The following is a 16,464-nucleotide window of genomic DNA, read 5'->3' on the forward strand; positions in this document are numbered from 1 at the left end:
GTTAGCTGGGGCAGCTCCACTGTCTACTTGATGACATCAGCGCCGGTGACGGTTCTGGTCTTGATGTTCATGCGTCGCTTCCCGGTGGCCACGACGTCGGGCGGCAGCAGAAGAGAGGGCTTGATGCCGGGGTGGTGGCGTGCGATGCCGGCCCAGAAGCGCCCGACAAGTGTTCCAGCGGGGCTGGTGACCGGCACCCACTCCGCCGAACGGTCACTTGACCTGCGCAAACGCTACAACTAGTGCAGTCAATAGGCGGACGATCTGTTCAGCGGTAAGGCGCGCGTCGGAGGCGTTGCGTAGGTCGAGCGTTACCGTACGTCCGAGGCGACGAGTTCGCTGAGGGGGCGGGCGCCCCGCGGGTGGAGGAGAGGGGGAGGCGATGGCTGCGAGGAAGCCGCCGACGGAGCGGCAGCGACGGCTGGGGGCGGAGCTTCGCAAGATGCGGGAGCACGTGGGCCTGTCGATCAACGAAGCCGCCGTGCTGCACCGCACCGACCGGACCACGGTCAGCAACACCGAGTCCGCGCGGTCCGGTGTCAGCAGCGACCGCGTGCGCGTGTGGGCCGCCAACTACTCGTGCCCCGACGCTCGGTACGTCGACGCCCTCGCGGAGATGGCCAGGGAGCGCGGCACGTACTGGTGGGACGAGTACCGAACTTCCCTCAGCCCGGCGCTGCTCGACCTCGCCGAGATGGAGCACCACGCGGTCGCCCTCCGCTCCGTGCAGATCACGCACATGCCGGGGCTTCTCCAGCACAAGGACTACATCCGCGCCGTCTTCCAGGAGGCGGTGCCGGCCCTGTCGCCGGAGAGCCTGGAGAGGCTCGTCGCCTTCCGGGCCAGGCGCAGCGAGGTCCTCGACCGGCCGCAGCCGCCGGAGTGCACGTTCGTGATCCACGAGACCGCACTGCGGATGTGGTTCGGCCATCGGACCGTACTCGCCACGCAGTTGGACCACCTGCTGAAGCAGTCCGAGCGCGGCAACGTCACGCTCCGGGTGGTGCCGTTCGCCGCCGGCGGGTTCGCCCACGCGGGAAGCTCGACCCTCTACGCCCATGGGCCGGTCCCCGCACTCGACACCGTGCAGATCGACGTTCCCACCGGTCAGGCATTCCTTCACGCGGAGACGCATCTCGTGAACTACCGTGCGGTGCTGGATCGCATAGAGCAGCGTGCTCTCAGTCCGGACCGCTCTCTGGACTTCATCCGCGACATGGCACAGCAACTATGAAGGCGTGAGACCCATGGACATCCAGTGGCGTAAGGCATCGTTCTCGACAGACACCGGCAACTGCCTCGAACTCGCGTCACTCAACGGCGACATCCTGGTGAGGGAGAGTGACCAGCCGGACGTGGTGGTGACGACCTCGCGGGAGAAGCTCCGGGCCTTCCTGGAGGGCGTGAAGGCGGGCGAGTTCGACGATCTCGTGTAGCCGCCGCCTCTGTCGGGCCCCTCATCTGGTCGCAGGTGGGGGGCTTCTGCGTGCGCTCACGCTCTGGCATATTCCGATGACGGTAAGTAGACGCAACATGTTGTCTCAAGCCTCATGTGGGGCTACGGTTCTCGTAGTGCTCCCCAACTCGCGGCGCAGTGTGCCGGGTTGCGGGCATGCAAAAGCCCCGGAGGTGTTAACGGCACCCCCGGGGCATGGCCAACGCTTACCAGGAGCGTCAGCATGAACCACCGTATCCGGTCCGCCCTGTGGCGAACCCTCGCCCGGCTCCTCGCCCCGCCCACCGCATCAAGCGGCACCCGTACGACGACCGGCCGGTGCCTGGTCGTCCGTCGTACCGGTCCCCTCCTCGTCCCCGCCCCGAACCGCGCGGCGGCAGGCGCCGACGCCCCTGTCATCGACCCCGGCGGCCCCCTCGTGCGGCCGTACCTGCTGGCTCACGAGCAGCGGGCCCGCCGTACCGCCCTCGCCCTGGCGCTGGACGGGATCGACGTCGGGCCCTGGGTCATCCACGGGCGGCTCGTCGGGGTCGGGGGGACCGTCTGATGGACACTTCTGCGTCCGGGCTCAGGATCAGCCGGGTCCCCAGCAAGCCCGTACTCCGTGACGCCGACGGCAGCCTCTCCATCCCGCTCTGGCTCCAGCGCGACGGCCGGTTCGACACGGACGTCGCCCTCCGGCTCACCCCCGGCGAGGCCGAGATGCTGCACGCGCAACTCTGCTTCGCCCTCGACGGCGAGCCGGTGACCACGCCCCGCGCCCAGACCCCGGACTGCCGCAAGACCGCTCTCGGACCCACGAGCGGATGGAGGCTGTAGCGCCGTAGCCCCCCGTACGAGTCCCGGGCCCGCCCCTCAGCGGCGGAGCCCGGGAACGGCGCCGGCCACTCCTCTCGTCGCGCCGCCCCTACACTCCCTCACGGACATCGCCTCACCACGACGGAGACCGGCATGCCTGAACAGCACCTCACCTTCCACATCCTCTACACGCCCGACGAGGGCGGCTACAACGCCTTGGAACCGGTGACCGGCACGACGAGCTGGGGCAAGGACCTCGCCGAGGCCAAGACGATGATCGCCGAGGCTCTTGAGCTCTATCTGGCGGAACTGTCACCTGAGGAGGCCGCGGAGATCACCGCCCGCCAGGCTGACGCATGGTCCGGTGATGTCGACGTGACGGTGAGCGCTGCCTGATGCCACCGCTTCCGCAGATCTCTTCCGATCGGCTCATCAAGGCCCTGGAGCGGTTGGGGTTCACCCGCAGGGCAGGCAAGGGGTCGCACACCGTCATGCGGCGCGGAAGCGTCGTGTGTGTCGTGCCGCATCGAAATCCGGTGCCGCGCGGCACTCTCGCGAACGTACTGCGTCAGGCCGGGGTCACCGCAGAGCAGCTCATCGACGCCATGTGACCGTCAGCCGGAGAGGGCGACCGCGCCTGAGGGCCCGTACCCCAGCCGGGGTACGGGCCCCACTCACGCCTGCCGCTCCCTCACGCGTCCAGCTTCGTGTCGCGGCCGACCTTCTCCCAGGTCTCCAGGTCCGACCGCACCTGGTCCAGGTGGCCCAGGATCGTGTCGATCGAGTCGTCGCCCAACGCGAGACGCAGGGGGGTCCTCTCCGCGTTCAGTGCCGCCAGGACCGCCTTCGCCGCCTTCGCCGGGTCACCGGCCTGCGTGCCGCCGCCGGTCTCCACATAGCGGCGGGTCGCACCGACCGACTCCGCGTAGTCCGGGATGCCGTCCTCGCTCATCGTGTGGTTGCCGAACAGGCTCGTGCGGAAGGCGCCCGGTTCCACGATCAGGACGTCGATGCCGAGCGGGCGCACCTCGTCGGCCAGCGCCTCCGACATGCCCTCCAGGGCGAACTTCGTGGCGCTGTAGGCGCCGAACCCGGCCATCGACATCTGTCCGCCGACGCTGCTGAGCTGCACGATCGCGCCCGAGCGGCGGGCCCGCATATGGGGCAGGACGGCGCGGGTCAGCGCCGCCGGGCCGAAGACATGCAGATCGAAGAGGGAACGCAGCTCGGCGTCGCCGGTCTCCTCGACCGAACCGACGTGCGTACGGCCGGCGTTGTTCACCAGGACGTCGATCCGGCCGTGCCGCTCGGCGACCTCGCGGACCACCCTGTCGATCGCCGCGCCGTCCGTGACGTCCAGGGTGACCGCGTCGACCTGGTCGGGGTGGGCGGCGACCAGGTCGTCCAGCGTCCCGACGCGGCGGGCAGCGGCGACGACGACGTCACCGGCGGCGATCGCCACCTCGGCGAAGGCACGCCCGAAGCCGCTGTTGGCGCCCGTGATCAGCCAGACCCTGCTCATGTCCGTACTCCCTCGTTCGTTCCCTCGGTGGCTCAACCAGCTTGTGGCACGAAGGCGTTGTGCGTCCAAGATCTGTCGTGATAGCCCATGGTCATGACCATGGACGTGCACGGACGGGAGCTGCGGTACTTCGTCGCCGTGGCCGAGGAGCTCCACTTCACCCGGGCCGCCGACCGGCTGTTCGTCTCCCAGCCGGCGGTGAGCAAGCAGATCCGGGTCCTGGAGCGGCAGCTCGGCGCACCCCTGTTCGACCGCGACCGGCACGGCGTGCGGCTCACCGCCGTCGGTACGGCCCTGCTGCCGCACGCCCGCGCGGTGCTCGCCGCCTGGGACGAGGCGTGGGCGGCGGCCCGGCGCGCCGGGGAGGCCGCGAGCGCCACCCTCGTCGTCGGGATGAGTACGAGTCCCGGCCGGGGCGGGCTGCTGCCCGCCATCCGCTCCCGCTTCACCGAGCTGCGCCCCGAGGCCCGGCTGAAACTGCGCCAGGTGGGCTGGGAGGACCCGACCGCCGGCCTCGCCGACGGAACGAGCGACGTGGCGTTCGTCTGGCTGCCGCTCGCCGCTCCCGAACGGTTCCGCTGGATCGTGGTGGCCACCGAGCCACGGCTGGTGGCCCTCCCCGAGACGCACCGGCTCGCCGGCCGTGCGAGCGTCGACTTCACCGAGCTGCTCGACGAACCCTTCCTCGCCCTGCCGGCGAGCACACCCGAACTGCGCGACCACTGGCTGGCGATCGACGCCCGGGACGGTCGTCCCCCGGTCGTCGGGGGTGAGATCGCCAGTACGGACGAGACCTACGAGGCGCTCGTCGACGGCCTCGGCATCTGTCTGGTGGCCGCCGGCAACGCGCCCCTGCTCACACGCGGCGGTGTCGTCACGCTCCCCGTGCGCGGACTGACGCCGAGCCGCTTCGCCCTCGCCTGGCGCGCGGACGACCCCAGCGCGCTGGTCCGCGACTACGCCCGCGCCGCCGCGCTCGGCGCCAACGGCGGGACGAGCGGCGGCACCGGCACGGTCGGGCACCGGTCGCCGACGGCCGCCGGGCAGGCGTACGCCTCGGCGGCTGACCGTCAGCGGCGGTAGTACTCGCCCGGCTCCCCGTCGGTCATCGGGTAGAGGAGCAGCCGCTCCCGGCCCTTCCAGCGGTCCACCGCCACGTATCCGGACAGGCCGGTCCGCTCGCAGTCGCGGTCCGAGGAGTCCGGGTCCGAGGTCCCCGGGCCGATGATCAGCGGCGTACCGGCGCCGGCGAGCAGGGCCGTGAACGAGCAGTTGACCGTGTCGGTCGTCGCGTTCCCCTCGTCGTCCAGGCGGGGGAAGCCGCGCTGGATACGGAAGAGGGGGGCGCCGACGGGGCCCTGGGTGACGGTCACCTCGTCGGTGTAGCGGTCGGCGTTCGGCCCGTACACCAGCGGGTCCGGTTCGGACTTCCAGACGCCGACGAACGCCGCCGGGACGACGTCCGTACCGGCCTTCGCCTTGCGGAACGTGGCCTTCGCGGCCCCCGAGCTCCACTCCAGGACGTCCGGCGAGCGCAGCGTGAGGGTCTGGTGGGCGGCGGCGGTACAGCGCTGGGCGGGCGCGCTCGTCGTCACGCTGGACTCGCCGAGGACGACCTTGTCCTCGTCGGCGGAGACCAGCCGGGAGCGCCCCATGCACAGCCGCTCCTCGGTGACGTGGACGTAGACGACGCTCTTCGCCCCCGCCGCGCCCTGGGCGATCTCGATCCGGGAGGTCTCCCGGGGGTGGTCGGCCGAGCCCCGCAGCACGCCCTCCCAGGCGCCGAGGAACGCGGCCGGCACGATGCCGGCCGGCCGGGCGGAGACATCGCCGGTCTCGCCCCGGTCGCGGTTCTTCTGCCCGTCGGCACCGGTGGCCGGGTCCGGCCAGAAGACGTACGTGAGGCAGGCCGCCGCGGCGACGACGAGCGCGGTGGCGGCGGCGAGAACCGGGCCGGTGCGGCGGCGGCGCGGCGGCCTCGGAGCGGGTACGGGAGTGGGGTCGCCCGCGGAGCCGGTGCCGACGGGCACGGCGCCGCCGTCCGTGGCCCCTGTCCCGGCCGCACCCGGTTCCGTGCCCGACCCCGTGCCGGCTTCCGTGCCCGCCTCCGCCGATGTCTCCGCCGATGTCTCCGCCGACGTCCCGGCCGCCGTCTCCGCCGATGTCTCCGTCTCCAGGAGCCGGGCCGCGTGCCGGCCGAGGCGGGCCAGCAGGTCGGCGGGGAGCCAGGGTTCGGCGGCCGTGATCGTCCCGGCCAGCTCGGTGGCCGCGGGCCGGCCGTCCGGATCCTTGGCGAGACAGGCCCGGACGAGCCCGGTGAGTTCGGGCGCGAGGCCGGTCAGGTCCGGCTCGTCGTGGGCGATGCGGAACATGGTGGCGTGGACGCCGCTGTCCGCCGTACCGAACGGGGAGCGGCCCGTCGCCGCGTAGGCGAGGACCGAGCCGAGCGAGAAGATGTCCGAGGCCGGGGTGAGCTTCTCTCCGCGTACCTGCTCGGGCGACATGAAGCCGGGCGATCCGACCACCGCGCCGGTGCTGGTCAGCCCGCCGTCGGTGACCGTGTCGACGGCGCGCGCGATGCCGAAGTCGATGATCTGCGGGCCGTCGACGGTGAGCAGGACGTTGGAGGGCTTGAGATCGCGGTGGACGAGCCCGGCGGCGTGCACATGGGTGAGCGCCCGGGCGAGCCCGGCCGCCAGCGCCCGTACGCTCGCGGCGGGCAGGGGCCCCGCCTGCTCGACCACGACCTCCCGCAGCGAGGGTCCGGGGACGTAGCCGATCGCGACCCAGGGAGGTTCGGCCGCCGTGTCCGAGCCGAGCACCGGAGCCGTCCCCGTGCCGCCGACCCGCTCCAGGGCGGCGACCTCGCGGGCGAACCGGCGCCGGAACTCCTCCTGCGCGGCGAGTTCCGCGTGCACGACCTTCACCGCGACCGTCCGGCCGCCGGCCGAACGCGCCAGGAACACCCGGCCCATGCCCCCGACCCCCAGACGGCCGAGCAGGCGGAACGGGCCGATGCTGACCGGGTCTTCCGCGTTCAATGGCTCCACGTCGAAAGAGGATGCCAGACGGCCCCGGCCGGTTTTCGCCCCCGCGGTCTGCCGCCGGTCATTCCTCACCGCAGATCCGCAGGCCCTTGGGCGTGGCGCACGGCAGGTGGCCGTGGGTGCGGATGATGTCCTGGCCGCCGCCCCGGCTCAGATAGGTGAGGAAGCCGGCGGTCAGCGAGTCGGCCGGCGGCTGCCCCCAGGTGTAGGCGTACTCGATCTCCCGGTACGGGTACGTCGACTCGCCGATCTCGTCCACGTTCGGCACCCGGCCGTCGATGGCGACCCGGTGCAGGCCCTTCAGGCCGCTCGCGGCGCGGAGTTCGGTGTAGCCGATGGCTCCGGGCAGCCGGGCGACCGTCGACAGCACCTGCTCGGTGCTGTCGAGTTCGCAGCGCAGGACGGGCGCCTCCGGGTCGTCCTGGTTCTCGCAGTCGCGCGAGGAGTTGGCGGGCTCGTTGCGGCCGAGGACCCGGCGCTGGAAGACCTCCCGTGTCCCGGAGTTGGCGTCCCTGCTCACCAGCAGGACCCTCCGGGCGGGGCCGCCGAGCCGGCTCCAGTCGGTGATCTCGCCCCGGTAGAGGCGGCGGACGTCGTCGAGGGAGAGGTTCTCGACCGGCACCTCGTCGTTGAGGACGAGGGTGAAGAGGGAGACGGCGACCATGCTCTCGCGCAGCTGCGGGTAGCCGCCCGGTTTGCGCCCGTCGGAGAGCGCGATGACGGCCGGGGAGCCCTCCCCGCCGCGGGCCCCGGCCGCGGCCAGCTCCCGTATGCCCGCCGTCGAGCCGTGCGCGTCCACGAGGACGGTGGCGCCCTCGCACTGCTGCTCGTACTTCTCCGCCACGTCCCGTACGACGGGGGCGAACGCGGTCGATCCGGTGACGGTGAGCGTGCCCCGGGCGCAGCCCATGGGCGGCGGGGTCTCGTCGCGGACGATGATCGCGGCGAGGGTGACCACACAGGCGGCGAGGACGAGGGCGATGTTGCGGGCCGCCGGGCTGAACGTCGGCGTCCTGTCGTCCACGCTCCGGCTGTGGTTGCGGTGGACGTCGGTCTCCTTGAGCGTGCCGGTGAGCTCGATCTCGTCGAGGGCGACCCGGCCGGAGAGCAGGACGAGCAGCTTGAAGTACTGCTTGCGCCCCAGCGACACCTTGGGCATCAGGACGGCGTTGCCCTCCCTGCGCAGTCCGGGCTCCGCCTCCAGGTGGCGTTTCACCCGCTCGAAGGCGTGCGGGACGGTGGCGACGACGGCCTGCACGGTCTTGTCGTCGAAGGTGACCTTCAGCCCCTCGAAGCCGTCGGACCGGTCGTAGTCCGCGTGGCTGATGTCGCGCAGGCCGTCGTTCTCGATCCGGAGCAGGACGAGGGTGGAGCCCTCGGTGCCCCCCACCTCGCCGACCCGCACGGTCAGGTCGCCGACGGTCTGGTCACCGTCGCGCAGGGGTGTGTTGAGCTGCACGCGGTAGCCGAGCCGCCTGCCCCGCTGCATGAAGCGTTCGTACGCGACGACACCCGCCGAGACGAGGACACCGATGAGCGCGGTGACCACGGCGATGACGTTCTCTGCGGTTATCCACTCCATGGCCGCGACGGTACGGACGCTGCCGCGCCCCGAGGGGCGGTGTCGCGGGCCGCCACCAGGAATTCTCCCTTCCTTCAGGTGGCGGCGCTTCTGTTGCTGGGGGTGGGGAGCGTGGGTGTAATGGCCACGAGGGGGCGCCGTCGGAGAGGAACCCCATGCGTGTCGTCGAAGTGACCGCCTACGGCGGTCCTGAGGTCCTGAGGATCGCCCGCCGGCCCGAGCCGGAGCCCGGCGACGTCCCGGGCCGGGTACGGGTGCGTCTGAAGGCGGCCTCCGTGAACCAGGAGGACCTGAAGATCCGCTCCGGCGCGCGGGCCGCCGCCCTCGGCGCCCTCGCTCCGCCGTTCGTCCTCGGCTCCGACTTCGCGGGCACCCTCCTCGACCCGGCGCCCGGAATGCCGGCGGGAACCCGCGTGGCCGGGTTCGTGCCCTGGACGGAGACGGGCGGCCAGGGCACGTACGCCGAGATCGTCCTGGTCGAGCCGGAGTGGCTCGCCCCGATCCCGGACGACGTGGACTACACCGCGGCGGCGTCGCTGCCGCTGTCCTCCGTGACCGCCCGGCAGGCGATCGACCAGCTGGGGCTCCCCTCGGGTTCGACCGTGCTCATCACGGGTGCGAGTGGTGTCGTGGGGCGGTTCGCGGTGCAGCACGCGGTGGCCGACGGCCTGCGGGTGATCGCCCTCGGCCTCCCGGGCGACGAGTACGAACTCGGTGTGCTCGGCGCCGCGCACGTCCTGCCGGTGCCCCGGGGCGCGTCGCCGGCCGAGATCACGGGAGTGCTCACGTCCCTCCCCGAACGCGTGGACGGCATCTTCGACGCGGCGCTGCTCGGCGTCCCGCTGCTGTCGGCGCTGAAGGACGACGGTGTCTTCGTCTCGGCCTCGCAGGAGCGGATGCCCGCCGCCGAGCGGGGCATCTCGGTCTCGGCGGTACGGGGCAGGCCGGACCAGGCGCGGTTGAAGGAGATGCTGGAGCAGGTGGCGGCCAGGAAGCTGATGACCCGGGTGGCGGACGTCATGCCGCTGGAAGAGGCGGCGGAGGCGCACCGCAGGGTGGAGGCGGGCCACCGGCCGGGCCGGCTGGTGCTGCTGATCTGAGAAGGGCCCCTGGCTCCGGGCGTACGCGCGGGCTTCGTTCGGGCCACTAACAGCACGGGTACCCACGGGTACTCTGCGCGGCATGAGTCGCGACATGACCGCAGAGGGCGGGGACGATGCCCCAGAGACGGACGATGCCCCTGGGACGGACGAGCGGCAGACCCCGGCCCGCCTTCGCGCGCTGCCGAGCCGTCTGCTCGCCCTGACCGCCGCGCGGGCGGACCGTCTCGTCAGCGCCGGTCTCGCGGGCGAGGACGCCCGCAAGTGGCACTACGCGGTGCTCGTCTCCCTCGACGAGTCCGGCCCGACCAGTCAGGCCGGTCTGAGCCGTCGTACCGCCATCTACCGCAGTGACCTGGTCGCCGTCATCAACGAACTCGCCGAACGCGGCCACGTCCAGCGCACGCCCGACCCGGAGGACCGCCGCCGCAACGTCGTCACGCTCACCGCGCGGGGCCGGGAGCACCTCGAACGCCTCGACCGGATCCTCGCCGAGGTCCAGGACGAGTTGCTCGAGCCGCTGTCCCGTGCCGAACGCGCGCTGCTGACAGGCCTGTTGGAGCGGATGCTCCACCGCTGAGCACATCCGGCCACGCGTGTCACGAAAGCTGGTCTAGACCTTGACAGGTCCAGACCAAAAGCGCTTCTCTGGCCTTCCCCCACGGAAGGACGAGCGCATGCCGCGACGCCTGTTCACTCTCATGGCCGCCCTCTGTGCGGCGGTCGGTCTCGCCGTACTCCTCCCCGTCCACGCGGGCGCGGCGCCCGCGTGTGTGGCGGGCTGGAGCTCCTCCAGCGTCTACACGGGCGGCATGACCGCCTCGTACAACGGCCGCAACTGGTACGCGAAGTGGTGGACGCAGAACGAGCGTCCCGGCACCGCCGACGTCTGGCGCGACGAGGGCGCGTGCGGAGGCGGCGGGACGGACCCGAACCCGAGCCCGTCCGGATTCGTCGTCACCGAGGCCCAGTTCAACCAGATGTTCCCGAGCCGGAACTCCTTCTACACGTACAGCGGCCTGACGGCGGCCCTCAGCGCCTACCCGGGCTTCGCCACCACCGGCGGCGACACCGTGAAGAAGCAGGAGGCCGCGGCCTTCCTCGCCAACGTCAGCCACGAGACCGGCGGCCTGGTCCACATCGTCGAGCAGAACACGGCCAACTACCCCCACTACTGCGACAGCGGCCAGCCCTACGGCTGCCCCGCCGGCCGGGCCGCCTACTACGGCCGGGGCCCCATCCAGCTGTCCTGGAACTTCAACTACAAGGCCGCCGGTGACGCCCTCGGCATCGACCTCCTCAACAACCCGTACCGCGTCGAGCGCGAGGCGGCCGTCGCCTGGAAGACCGGCCTCTGGTACTGGAACACCCAGAACGGCCCCGGCACGATGACCGGCCACAACGCCATGGTCGACGGCGCGGGCTTCGGCCAGACGATCCGCTCGATCAACGGCGCGCTGGAGTGCGACGGCAAGAACCCGGCACAGGTCCAGAGCCGGGTGACCAAGTACCAGCAGTTCGCCCAGATCCTGGGCGTGCCGACGGGCTCGAACCTGTACTGCTGAGCCCCGTACGCCGCCGGTTCCCGGGCCCCTCGCCGGAGGACCCGGGAACCGGCCCGACGCGGCTCGCACCTGTCCGGGACGCACTCCTGTACGTCCGGGCACGTCCCGCTGGCTAGGCTGGCGAGGTACCCCCTCCTGGAGGACACCGTGAGCACACAGCCGGACCACGGCGCGGAACTGATCCCGCGTCCTGAGCGCACACCCGATGCCCTGCGGGTCGCCCTCGCCCGCATTGCCCCGCATCGGCTGCCGGAGATGGAGCAGCAGAAGAACGCGGCCTTCTCCCTCGCTGCTCAGCACGACACTCTCGGGCCCATTCACGGATGGATGACCGTGTGGGCCCGCGAGGTCGAGATCGAACGGCGAGCCGACCTCTCCACCCGCCGCCGCAACGCGGTGGACGCGGTGCATCGCACCGGCAGCAAGGAGGACCCTGCCTTCCGTGCGGCGATGGACGAACTCCGTGCCGTCGAGGCCGAGGCCACGCGGGCGGTGTCCGAGTGAGCTGGCGGTGGGAGTACGACCCCGACGAGGAGTACGTCACCGGGGGTGCTCCGCCGGCGTTCATCGCCGAAGTGGAGAAGTCCGCCGACGAGCTGGTGAGGGCCGCTGAAGCCTTCTACCTCGGCGGCGCCGCATATCAGGAGGAGGGGCCGAGGGGGAACGACGCGTTCGTTCCCGGGGGAATGTTCACGTACCTCGTCCTGCCGCGCCACGAATGCGTCTACATCCGGCAGGTCACCTACTGGTGATCGGCCCCGATCTCGTCCAGCGCCCTGGAGAGCCGCTCCAGCACCCGCGCCGTCTCCTCGAACCGCTCCTGGCCGCCGAGGGCGTCCGCGAGGCGGGCCGCCAGGGCCGCGTGGCCCGGGGCGAGGCGTTCGACGGCCGCCCGGCCGTCGGCCGTCGGGGTCAGGAGCTTGGCGCGGCGGTGGGCCGGATTGGGCTCGTACGCGGCGAGACCACGCTCCACGAGGAGGTCCGCGACCCGCTGCACGCTCTGGCGGGTGATGCCCATGGTGCGTGCGATGCCGGCGACGGGCCGCGGTTCGCGCAGGACGGCGCCGAGGACCTGCCACCACGCGGCGGTGAGGCCGACCGGGCGGGCCAGCTCCTCCGACACGGCGAGGAACTGGCCGTTCAGACGGAAGACGCCGAGGGCCGTGCGGGTCAGGGCGTCCTGCTGCGCGCGGTTCACGCGTTGAGCTCCTCGTACGCCGCCGGGTCCGAGTCGTGGAAGAGGCGGTACCAGGCGTCCAGCCGGGCGCCCTCGAAGGCGCCCATCCGGCCGAGCACCTCGCGGGCGAAGGCCACCGGTTCGGTCGGCCCGGCCGTGATCAGGTCACCGGCGCCGTCGGCGCCCTTGTCGGTGACCGCGTCCGCGTCGACGTAGAGCGCACCGCCCTGGTAACCGGTCGCGGCCAGATAGAACGAGACGGCGCTGGTGTGCGCGCGGTCGTCGAGGAGACCCTCGCGGGCCAGTCCCGCCGTGGCGCCGCAGATGGCGGCCACGGGGACGCCCGCGTCGAGGAAGCGGCGGGCCGCGGCCGCGAAGGGGGCGAGGTCGTCGCCGCTGTCCCAGAGATCGCCGCCCGGCAGGATCAGGAGCGCGCTGTCCTCGGGCCGGAGCTCCTCCAGGGCGAGGTCGGGGACGATCCGCATCCCGCCGATGGTGGTGACGGGCTCCGTGCTCGGCCCGACGGTGCGGATCTCGTGACCTGCCCGGGCGAGCCAGGCGGTGGCGTGGCCGGGCTCCCAGTCGGCGAGGGTGTCGTAGACGGCGAGGTGGACGGTGCGGGCCATGACGGGCTCCTGCTTGTGTGGATGCCGTTCTCTCTATGACAGAAGGCTGTCATGACGACAGAATGCTGTCAATGATGGAGCGGCCCGGCAACGTGTCGGGTCCCTCCGGGTCTCGGTGGACAAGATGGTCATGGCCGCTCCGACCTGCGCGTCCTTACCCTGGCGACATGACCCCTCATGTCGAACCCGACCCCCAGGCCGGCGCGGCCGTGAAGGCCGCCGACCGTGCGCACGTGTTCCACTCCTGGTCCGCCCAGGGCCTGATCGACCCGCTCGCCGTCGCCGGCGCCGAAGGTTCGTACTTCTGGGACTACGACGGCAACCGCTACCTCGACTTCACCAGCGGCCTCGTCTACACCAACGTCGGATACCAGCACCCGAAGATCGTCGCCGCCATCCAGGAGCAGGCCGGGAAGCTCACCACCTTCGCGCCCGCCTTCGCCCTCGACGTACGCTCCGAGGCCGCACGCCTCATCGCCGAGCGCACCCCGGGCGACCTGGACAAGATCTTCTTCACCAACGGCGGCGCCGAGGCCGTCGAGAACGCCGCCCGGATGGCCCGTCTGCACACGGGCCGCCCCAAGATCATGAGCGCCTACCGCTCGTACCACGGCGCCACCTCCACCGCGATCAACCTCACCGGCGACCCGCGCCGCTGGGCGTCCGACACCGGCTCGGCGGGCGTCGTGCGCTTCTGGGCGCCGTTCCTCTACCGCTCGCCGTTCTACGCCACCACCGAGACGCAGGAGTGCGAGCGGGCGCTCGCGCACCTGGAGGACACGATCGCCTTCGAGGGGCCGGCCACCATCGCCGCGATCATCCTGGAGACCGTCCCGGGCACCGCCGGCATCATGACCCCGCCGCCCGGCTACCTCGCCGGCGTCCGCGAGATCTGCGACAGGTACGGGATCGTCCTCGTCCTCGACGAGGTCATGGCCGGCTTCGGCCGTACGGGCAGGTGGTTCGCCGCCGACCACTTCGGTGTCGTGCCCGATCTGCTGACCTTCGCCAAGGGCGTGAACTCCGGTTACGTCCCCCTCGGCGGTGTCGCCATCAGCGCCGAGATCGCCGCGACCTTCGACAAGCGGCCCTACCCGGGCGGTCTCACCTACTCCGGGCACCCGCTGGCCTGCGCCGCCGCCGTCGCCACCATCGAGGTGATGGAGGACGAGAAGGTCGTCGAGCACGCCGCCCACATCGGCGAGGCCGTCCTCGGGCCCGGTCTGCGCGAGCTCGCCGAGCGCCACCCCTCGGTCGGGGAGGTCCGCGGCCTGGGCGTGTTCTGGGCGCTCGAACTCGTCAGGAACAGGGAGACGCGCGAGCCGCTCGTGCCGTACAACGCGGCCGGTGAGGCGAACGCCCCGATGGCGGCCTTCGGCGCGGCGGCCAAGAAGCACGGTCTGTGGCCCTTCGTGAACATGAACCGCACCCATGCCGTCCCGGCCTGCAACGTCTCCGAGGCGGAGGTCAAGGAGGGCCTCGCCGCCCTGGACGCGGCGCTGAGCGTGGCCGACGAGTACACGGTGTGACGGCGTAGACCGTCAGAGGCCAGGGGCCGTCCGGAGTGCTTCCGGACGGCCCCTTCGCCGTACGGACCCGGGGCCACGACACCCTCGGGGGCGGACACCGACCTGGACTAGGACCCGGCCTCGGAGCCGGAGCCGGAGCCCGACCCGGCCTCGGAGCCGGAGCCCGACCCGGCCTCGGACCCGGTCAGCGCCGCCGCGATCAAACCGCCCAACCGCTCCGCGAGCGCCAGCGGGTCGCGGTGCTGGAGGAACAGCGTGGTGAAGATCGGCCCGGTCACCAGGGCGTGGACGACGTGGACGTCCGGGCGGTCCGGTGGCGGCGGGAGCTCGCCACGGGCGACCGCGCGGTCCAGCAGCCGTTCGACACCGGCCAGTTCGCCGACGAGGAACCGCTCGCGGAAACGCGCCCCCAGGCTCGTCTCCGGCCCCATGTCCGCCAGCAGCCCCAGCGCCGCGGCGGAGGACGCCGGGCCGCTCATCGTGACCGCGATCTCCTCGACGAGCGCGGTGAGATCGCCGACGAGGCTGCCCGTGTCGGCCGGATCGAGGGGTTCCGCCGCGTGGACCGCGGCGGCGAAGACCATCTCCTGCTTGGTGGCGTGGCGCCGGTAGATCGCGGCCTTGCCGACCCCGGCGCGCTCGGCCACCGCGTCCATGGTGAGCCGGGCGTACCCGTCCGTGGCGAGGAGTTCGCGGGTGGCCTGAAGGATCGCCGCGTCCACCCGAGCGTCCCGTGGTCGTCCTGTACCGGCTGCCATGACCCCATGTTACGGTACCGACAGTTCCGAAACTATCGGTTTCGAAAGTGGGGGGAAGCACGGTCATGGTCGTACTCGCGGGGCGCATCCTGGTTTTTCTCGGCACACTCCATCTCGTCCTGCTCCTGGCGATGAGCGCCGGGCGCGTCGACGACTGGTTCGGCGGGGCCATGTGGTTCCTGGAGGGCGACGCGTTCTCCGAACCGTCCGGCGCGGGGAGCGCCTTCTGGATCTCCCTGGGGAGTTTCGCCCTGCCGCTGCTCCTCCTCGGGCTCCTCGTCTCGTACCTGGGGAAGGCGGGCGTGCCGGTGCCGCGCTCCATCGGCTGGGGAATCGCGCTGTGGGGTGCCGTCTGCGCGGTGGTCGTCGTACCGACACCGATGCCGCTGGTCCTCGTCCCGGCGGTGATGCTGATCCGCCGGAAGAAGGCGGTCGCGGGCCCGGCGGCGGCGTAGCGCTCCGGCCGTCCCGGGCCGGCCCTGGACTAGGGTGTCCCGAACCGGACGGAGGGGGGCCGACCATCATGCCCGCGAGCGGAGCTGTCACCCGCAACACCCTGCGACAGCAGATCGCGGACGCGCTGCGTGACGAGGTGCTCGCCGGGCGTCTCCAGCCGGGCGAGGAGTTCACCGTCAAGCAGATCGCCGAGCAGTACGGGGTGTCGGCGACGCCGGTACGCGAAGCTCTCGTCGACCTGTCCGCGCAGGGGCTCCTCGACTCCGACCAGCACCGCGGTTTCCGCGTCCACGAGTTCTCCGTCGACGACTACCGCGGGATGGTCGAGGCCCGCATGCTCGTCGTCGACGGCATCTTCCGACGCCACGCGACCGCCCCGGCCCCGCTCACGGCCGCCGTGCCGGACGTGGGGATCGGGGTCGCGCTCGTCTCCGTACGGCGCCGGGGCGAGGCGGCCGCGCGGGCGGCCCGCGCCGGCGACCTGGACATCCTCATCGGCTACGACATCCGCTACTGGCGCGAGCTGGGCCGGCTGGTGTCCGCCAACGACTACATCGCCGACTTCCTCCACCGGCTGCGGATCCAGGCCTGGGTCTTCTCCGTGCCGTATCTGCGAGCGGACCCGGACCTCCTGGGCTGGCTGTGGAGCGGCCACGTGGACCTGGTCGACGCGATCACGCTCGGGGACCCGGAGGCGGCCGTCGCCGTCGTACGGGCGTACAACACGCGGTCGCTGGAGTGGGCGGACCTGCTGGAGCGACCAGGCGGCGGCCGGGCGGCACGGGGCTGAGCGGAGCCGGTCCCGGGGGAGCGCGGGTTGACGGGGGGCGACAAAGGGCAGGTCACCA

At 72.0% G+C, this 16,464-nt stretch carries 22 protein-coding genes; 15 read left to right on the top strand and 7 right to left on the bottom strand.

All coding sequences use genetic code 11. The annotated features are described in order from the left end of the window. Positions 1-23: 23 nt before the first annotated feature. Positions 24-197 carry a hypothetical protein gene (locus ACWDX6_RS08645; protein ID WP_451484205.1) on the bottom strand — a complete coding sequence of 58 codons (174 nt, stop codon included), beginning with the start codon at positions 195-197 and terminating at the stop codon, positions 24-26. Positions 198-382: 185 nt separating this feature from the next. On the opposite strand from ACWDX6_RS08645, the gene ACWDX6_RS08650 reads away from it, so the two are divergent. From ACWDX6_RS08650 to ACWDX6_RS08675, 6 genes are all read left to right on the top strand, one after another. Continuing rightward, complete coding sequence (locus ACWDX6_RS08650) at positions 383-1,234, top strand: Scr1 family TA system antitoxin-like transcriptional regulator (RefSeq protein ID WP_451484206.1); 852 nt, start codon at positions 383-385, stop codon at positions 1,232-1,234. Between the two features lie 13 nt (positions 1,235-1,247). Beyond that, the gene (locus tag ACWDX6_RS08655; RefSeq protein WP_403293639.1) at positions 1,248-1,436 is read left to right on the top strand and encodes a DUF397 domain-containing protein; all 189 of its coding nucleotides are present in this window, start codon (positions 1,248-1,250) and stop codon (positions 1,434-1,436) included. 243 nt (positions 1,437-1,679) lie between these two features. Further along, a complete protein-coding gene (locus ACWDX6_RS08660) occupies positions 1,680-2,003 on the top strand; it encodes a hypothetical protein (protein WP_451484207.1) in 324 nt (107 codons plus the stop codon). Beyond that, positions 2,003-2,275 carry a hypothetical protein gene (locus ACWDX6_RS08665; protein ID WP_451484208.1) on the top strand — a complete coding sequence of 91 codons (273 nt, stop codon included), beginning with the start codon at positions 2,003-2,005 and terminating at the stop codon, positions 2,273-2,275. Before ACWDX6_RS08660 ends, ACWDX6_RS08665 begins: the two co-directional genes overlap by 1 nt. 132 nt (positions 2,276-2,407) lie before the next feature. After that, positions 2,408-2,650 (top strand): type II toxin-antitoxin system HicB family antitoxin, encoded by a 243-nt coding sequence (locus ACWDX6_RS08670; protein ID WP_451484209.1) that lies wholly within the window; start codon positions 2,408-2,410, stop codon positions 2,648-2,650. Next, entirely contained in the window at positions 2,650-2,865 is a 216-nt protein-coding gene (locus ACWDX6_RS08675; protein WP_451484210.1) for a type II toxin-antitoxin system HicA family toxin, read from the top strand. The genes ACWDX6_RS08670 and ACWDX6_RS08675 overlap by 1 nt, the downstream gene beginning before the upstream one ends. A gap of 80 nt (positions 2,866-2,945) precedes the next feature. Here the strand turns inward: ACWDX6_RS08675 and ACWDX6_RS08680 are convergent, their stop codons facing one another. Continuing rightward, positions 2,946-3,776, bottom strand: a complete 831-nt coding sequence (locus ACWDX6_RS08680; RefSeq protein ID WP_451484211.1) for an oxidoreductase — start codon at positions 3,774-3,776, stop codon at positions 2,946-2,948. 93 nt (positions 3,777-3,869) lie between these two features. Here ACWDX6_RS08680 and ACWDX6_RS08685 point away from each other — a divergent pair, with 93 nt between their 5' ends. Beyond that, the gene (locus ACWDX6_RS08685; RefSeq protein ID WP_451484212.1) at positions 3,870-4,859 is read left to right on the top strand and encodes a LysR family transcriptional regulator; all 990 of its coding nucleotides are present in this window, start codon (positions 3,870-3,872) and stop codon (positions 4,857-4,859) included. Here the strand turns inward: ACWDX6_RS08685 and ACWDX6_RS08690 are convergent. Continuing rightward, a complete protein-coding gene (locus tag ACWDX6_RS08690) occupies positions 4,847-6,826 on the bottom strand; it encodes a serine/threonine-protein kinase (protein WP_451484213.1) in 1,980 nt (659 codons plus the stop codon). The two genes, ACWDX6_RS08685 and ACWDX6_RS08690, sit on opposite strands and share 13 nt — an antisense overlap. A gap of 58 nt (positions 6,827-6,884) precedes the next feature. Then, a complete protein-coding gene (locus tag ACWDX6_RS08695; protein ID WP_451484214.1) occupies positions 6,885-8,405 on the bottom strand; it encodes a substrate-binding domain-containing protein in 1,521 nt (506 codons plus the stop codon). A 155-nt stretch (positions 8,406-8,560) separates the two neighbouring features. Here ACWDX6_RS08695 and ACWDX6_RS08700 point away from each other — a divergent pair, with 155 nt between their 5' ends. The 5 genes from ACWDX6_RS08700 (at position 8,561) to ACWDX6_RS08720 (ending at position 11,822) form a co-directional block, all read left to right on the top strand. Then, positions 8,561-9,505, top strand: coding sequence for an NADP-dependent oxidoreductase (locus tag ACWDX6_RS08700; RefSeq protein ID WP_451484215.1), 945 nt, complete (start codon positions 8,561-8,563; stop codon positions 9,503-9,505). An 82-nt stretch (positions 9,506-9,587) separates the two neighbouring features. Further along, positions 9,588-10,085: a MarR family winged helix-turn-helix transcriptional regulator gene (locus tag ACWDX6_RS08705; protein ID WP_451484216.1), complete on the top strand. Its 498-nt coding sequence runs from the start codon at positions 9,588-9,590 to the stop codon at positions 10,083-10,085. 97 nt (positions 10,086-10,182) lie between these two features. After that, positions 10,183-11,070 (top strand): glycoside hydrolase family 19 protein, encoded by an 888-nt coding sequence (locus ACWDX6_RS08710; protein ID WP_451484217.1) that lies wholly within the window; start codon positions 10,183-10,185, stop codon positions 11,068-11,070. 147 nt (positions 11,071-11,217) lie between these two features. Further along, on the top strand, positions 11,218-11,574 hold the full coding sequence (locus ACWDX6_RS08715; RefSeq protein WP_451484218.1) for a hypothetical protein: 357 nt from the start codon (positions 11,218-11,220) through the stop codon (positions 11,572-11,574). Continuing rightward, the gene (locus ACWDX6_RS08720) at positions 11,571-11,822 is read left to right on the top strand and encodes a hypothetical protein (protein WP_451484219.1); all 252 of its coding nucleotides are present in this window, start codon (positions 11,571-11,573) and stop codon (positions 11,820-11,822) included. The genes ACWDX6_RS08715 and ACWDX6_RS08720 overlap by 4 nt, the downstream gene beginning before the upstream one ends. Here ACWDX6_RS08720 and ACWDX6_RS08725 read toward each other — a convergent pair. Beyond that, positions 11,813-12,268, bottom strand: coding sequence for a MarR family winged helix-turn-helix transcriptional regulator (locus tag ACWDX6_RS08725; protein ID WP_451484220.1), 456 nt, complete (start codon positions 12,266-12,268; stop codon positions 11,813-11,815). The two genes, ACWDX6_RS08720 and ACWDX6_RS08725, sit on opposite strands and share 10 nt — an antisense overlap. Beyond that, positions 12,265-12,873 (bottom strand): DJ-1/PfpI family protein, encoded by a 609-nt coding sequence (locus ACWDX6_RS08730; protein WP_451484221.1) that lies wholly within the window; start codon positions 12,871-12,873, stop codon positions 12,265-12,267. The genes ACWDX6_RS08725 and ACWDX6_RS08730 overlap by 4 nt, the downstream gene beginning before the upstream one ends. Positions 12,874-13,040: 167 nt before the next feature. On the opposite strand from ACWDX6_RS08730, the gene ACWDX6_RS08735 reads away from it, so the two are divergent. Then, the gene (locus ACWDX6_RS08735; protein ID WP_451484222.1) at positions 13,041-14,402 is read left to right on the top strand and encodes an aminotransferase class III-fold pyridoxal phosphate-dependent enzyme; all 1,362 of its coding nucleotides are present in this window, start codon (positions 13,041-13,043) and stop codon (positions 14,400-14,402) included. 107 nt (positions 14,403-14,509) lie between these two features. Here the strand turns inward: ACWDX6_RS08735 and ACWDX6_RS08740 are convergent, their stop codons facing one another. Then, positions 14,510-15,160 (bottom strand): TetR/AcrR family transcriptional regulator, encoded by a 651-nt coding sequence (locus ACWDX6_RS08740; RefSeq protein ID WP_451484223.1) that lies wholly within the window; start codon positions 15,158-15,160, stop codon positions 14,510-14,512. A 65-nt stretch (positions 15,161-15,225) separates the two neighbouring features. Between ACWDX6_RS08740 and ACWDX6_RS08745 the strand changes: the two genes are divergently transcribed. Further along, positions 15,226-15,615 carry a DUF6463 family protein gene (locus ACWDX6_RS08745; protein ID WP_451484224.1) on the top strand — a complete coding sequence of 130 codons (390 nt, stop codon included), beginning with the start codon at positions 15,226-15,228 and terminating at the stop codon, positions 15,613-15,615. A 68-nt stretch (positions 15,616-15,683) separates the two neighbouring features. Then, positions 15,684-16,406, top strand: coding sequence for a GntR family transcriptional regulator (locus ACWDX6_RS08750; RefSeq protein WP_451484225.1), 723 nt, complete (start codon positions 15,684-15,686; stop codon positions 16,404-16,406). Positions 16,407-16,464 lie beyond the last annotated feature (58 nt).

The sequence above is a fragment of the Streptomyces sp. NPDC003027 genome (assembly GCF_053591435.1).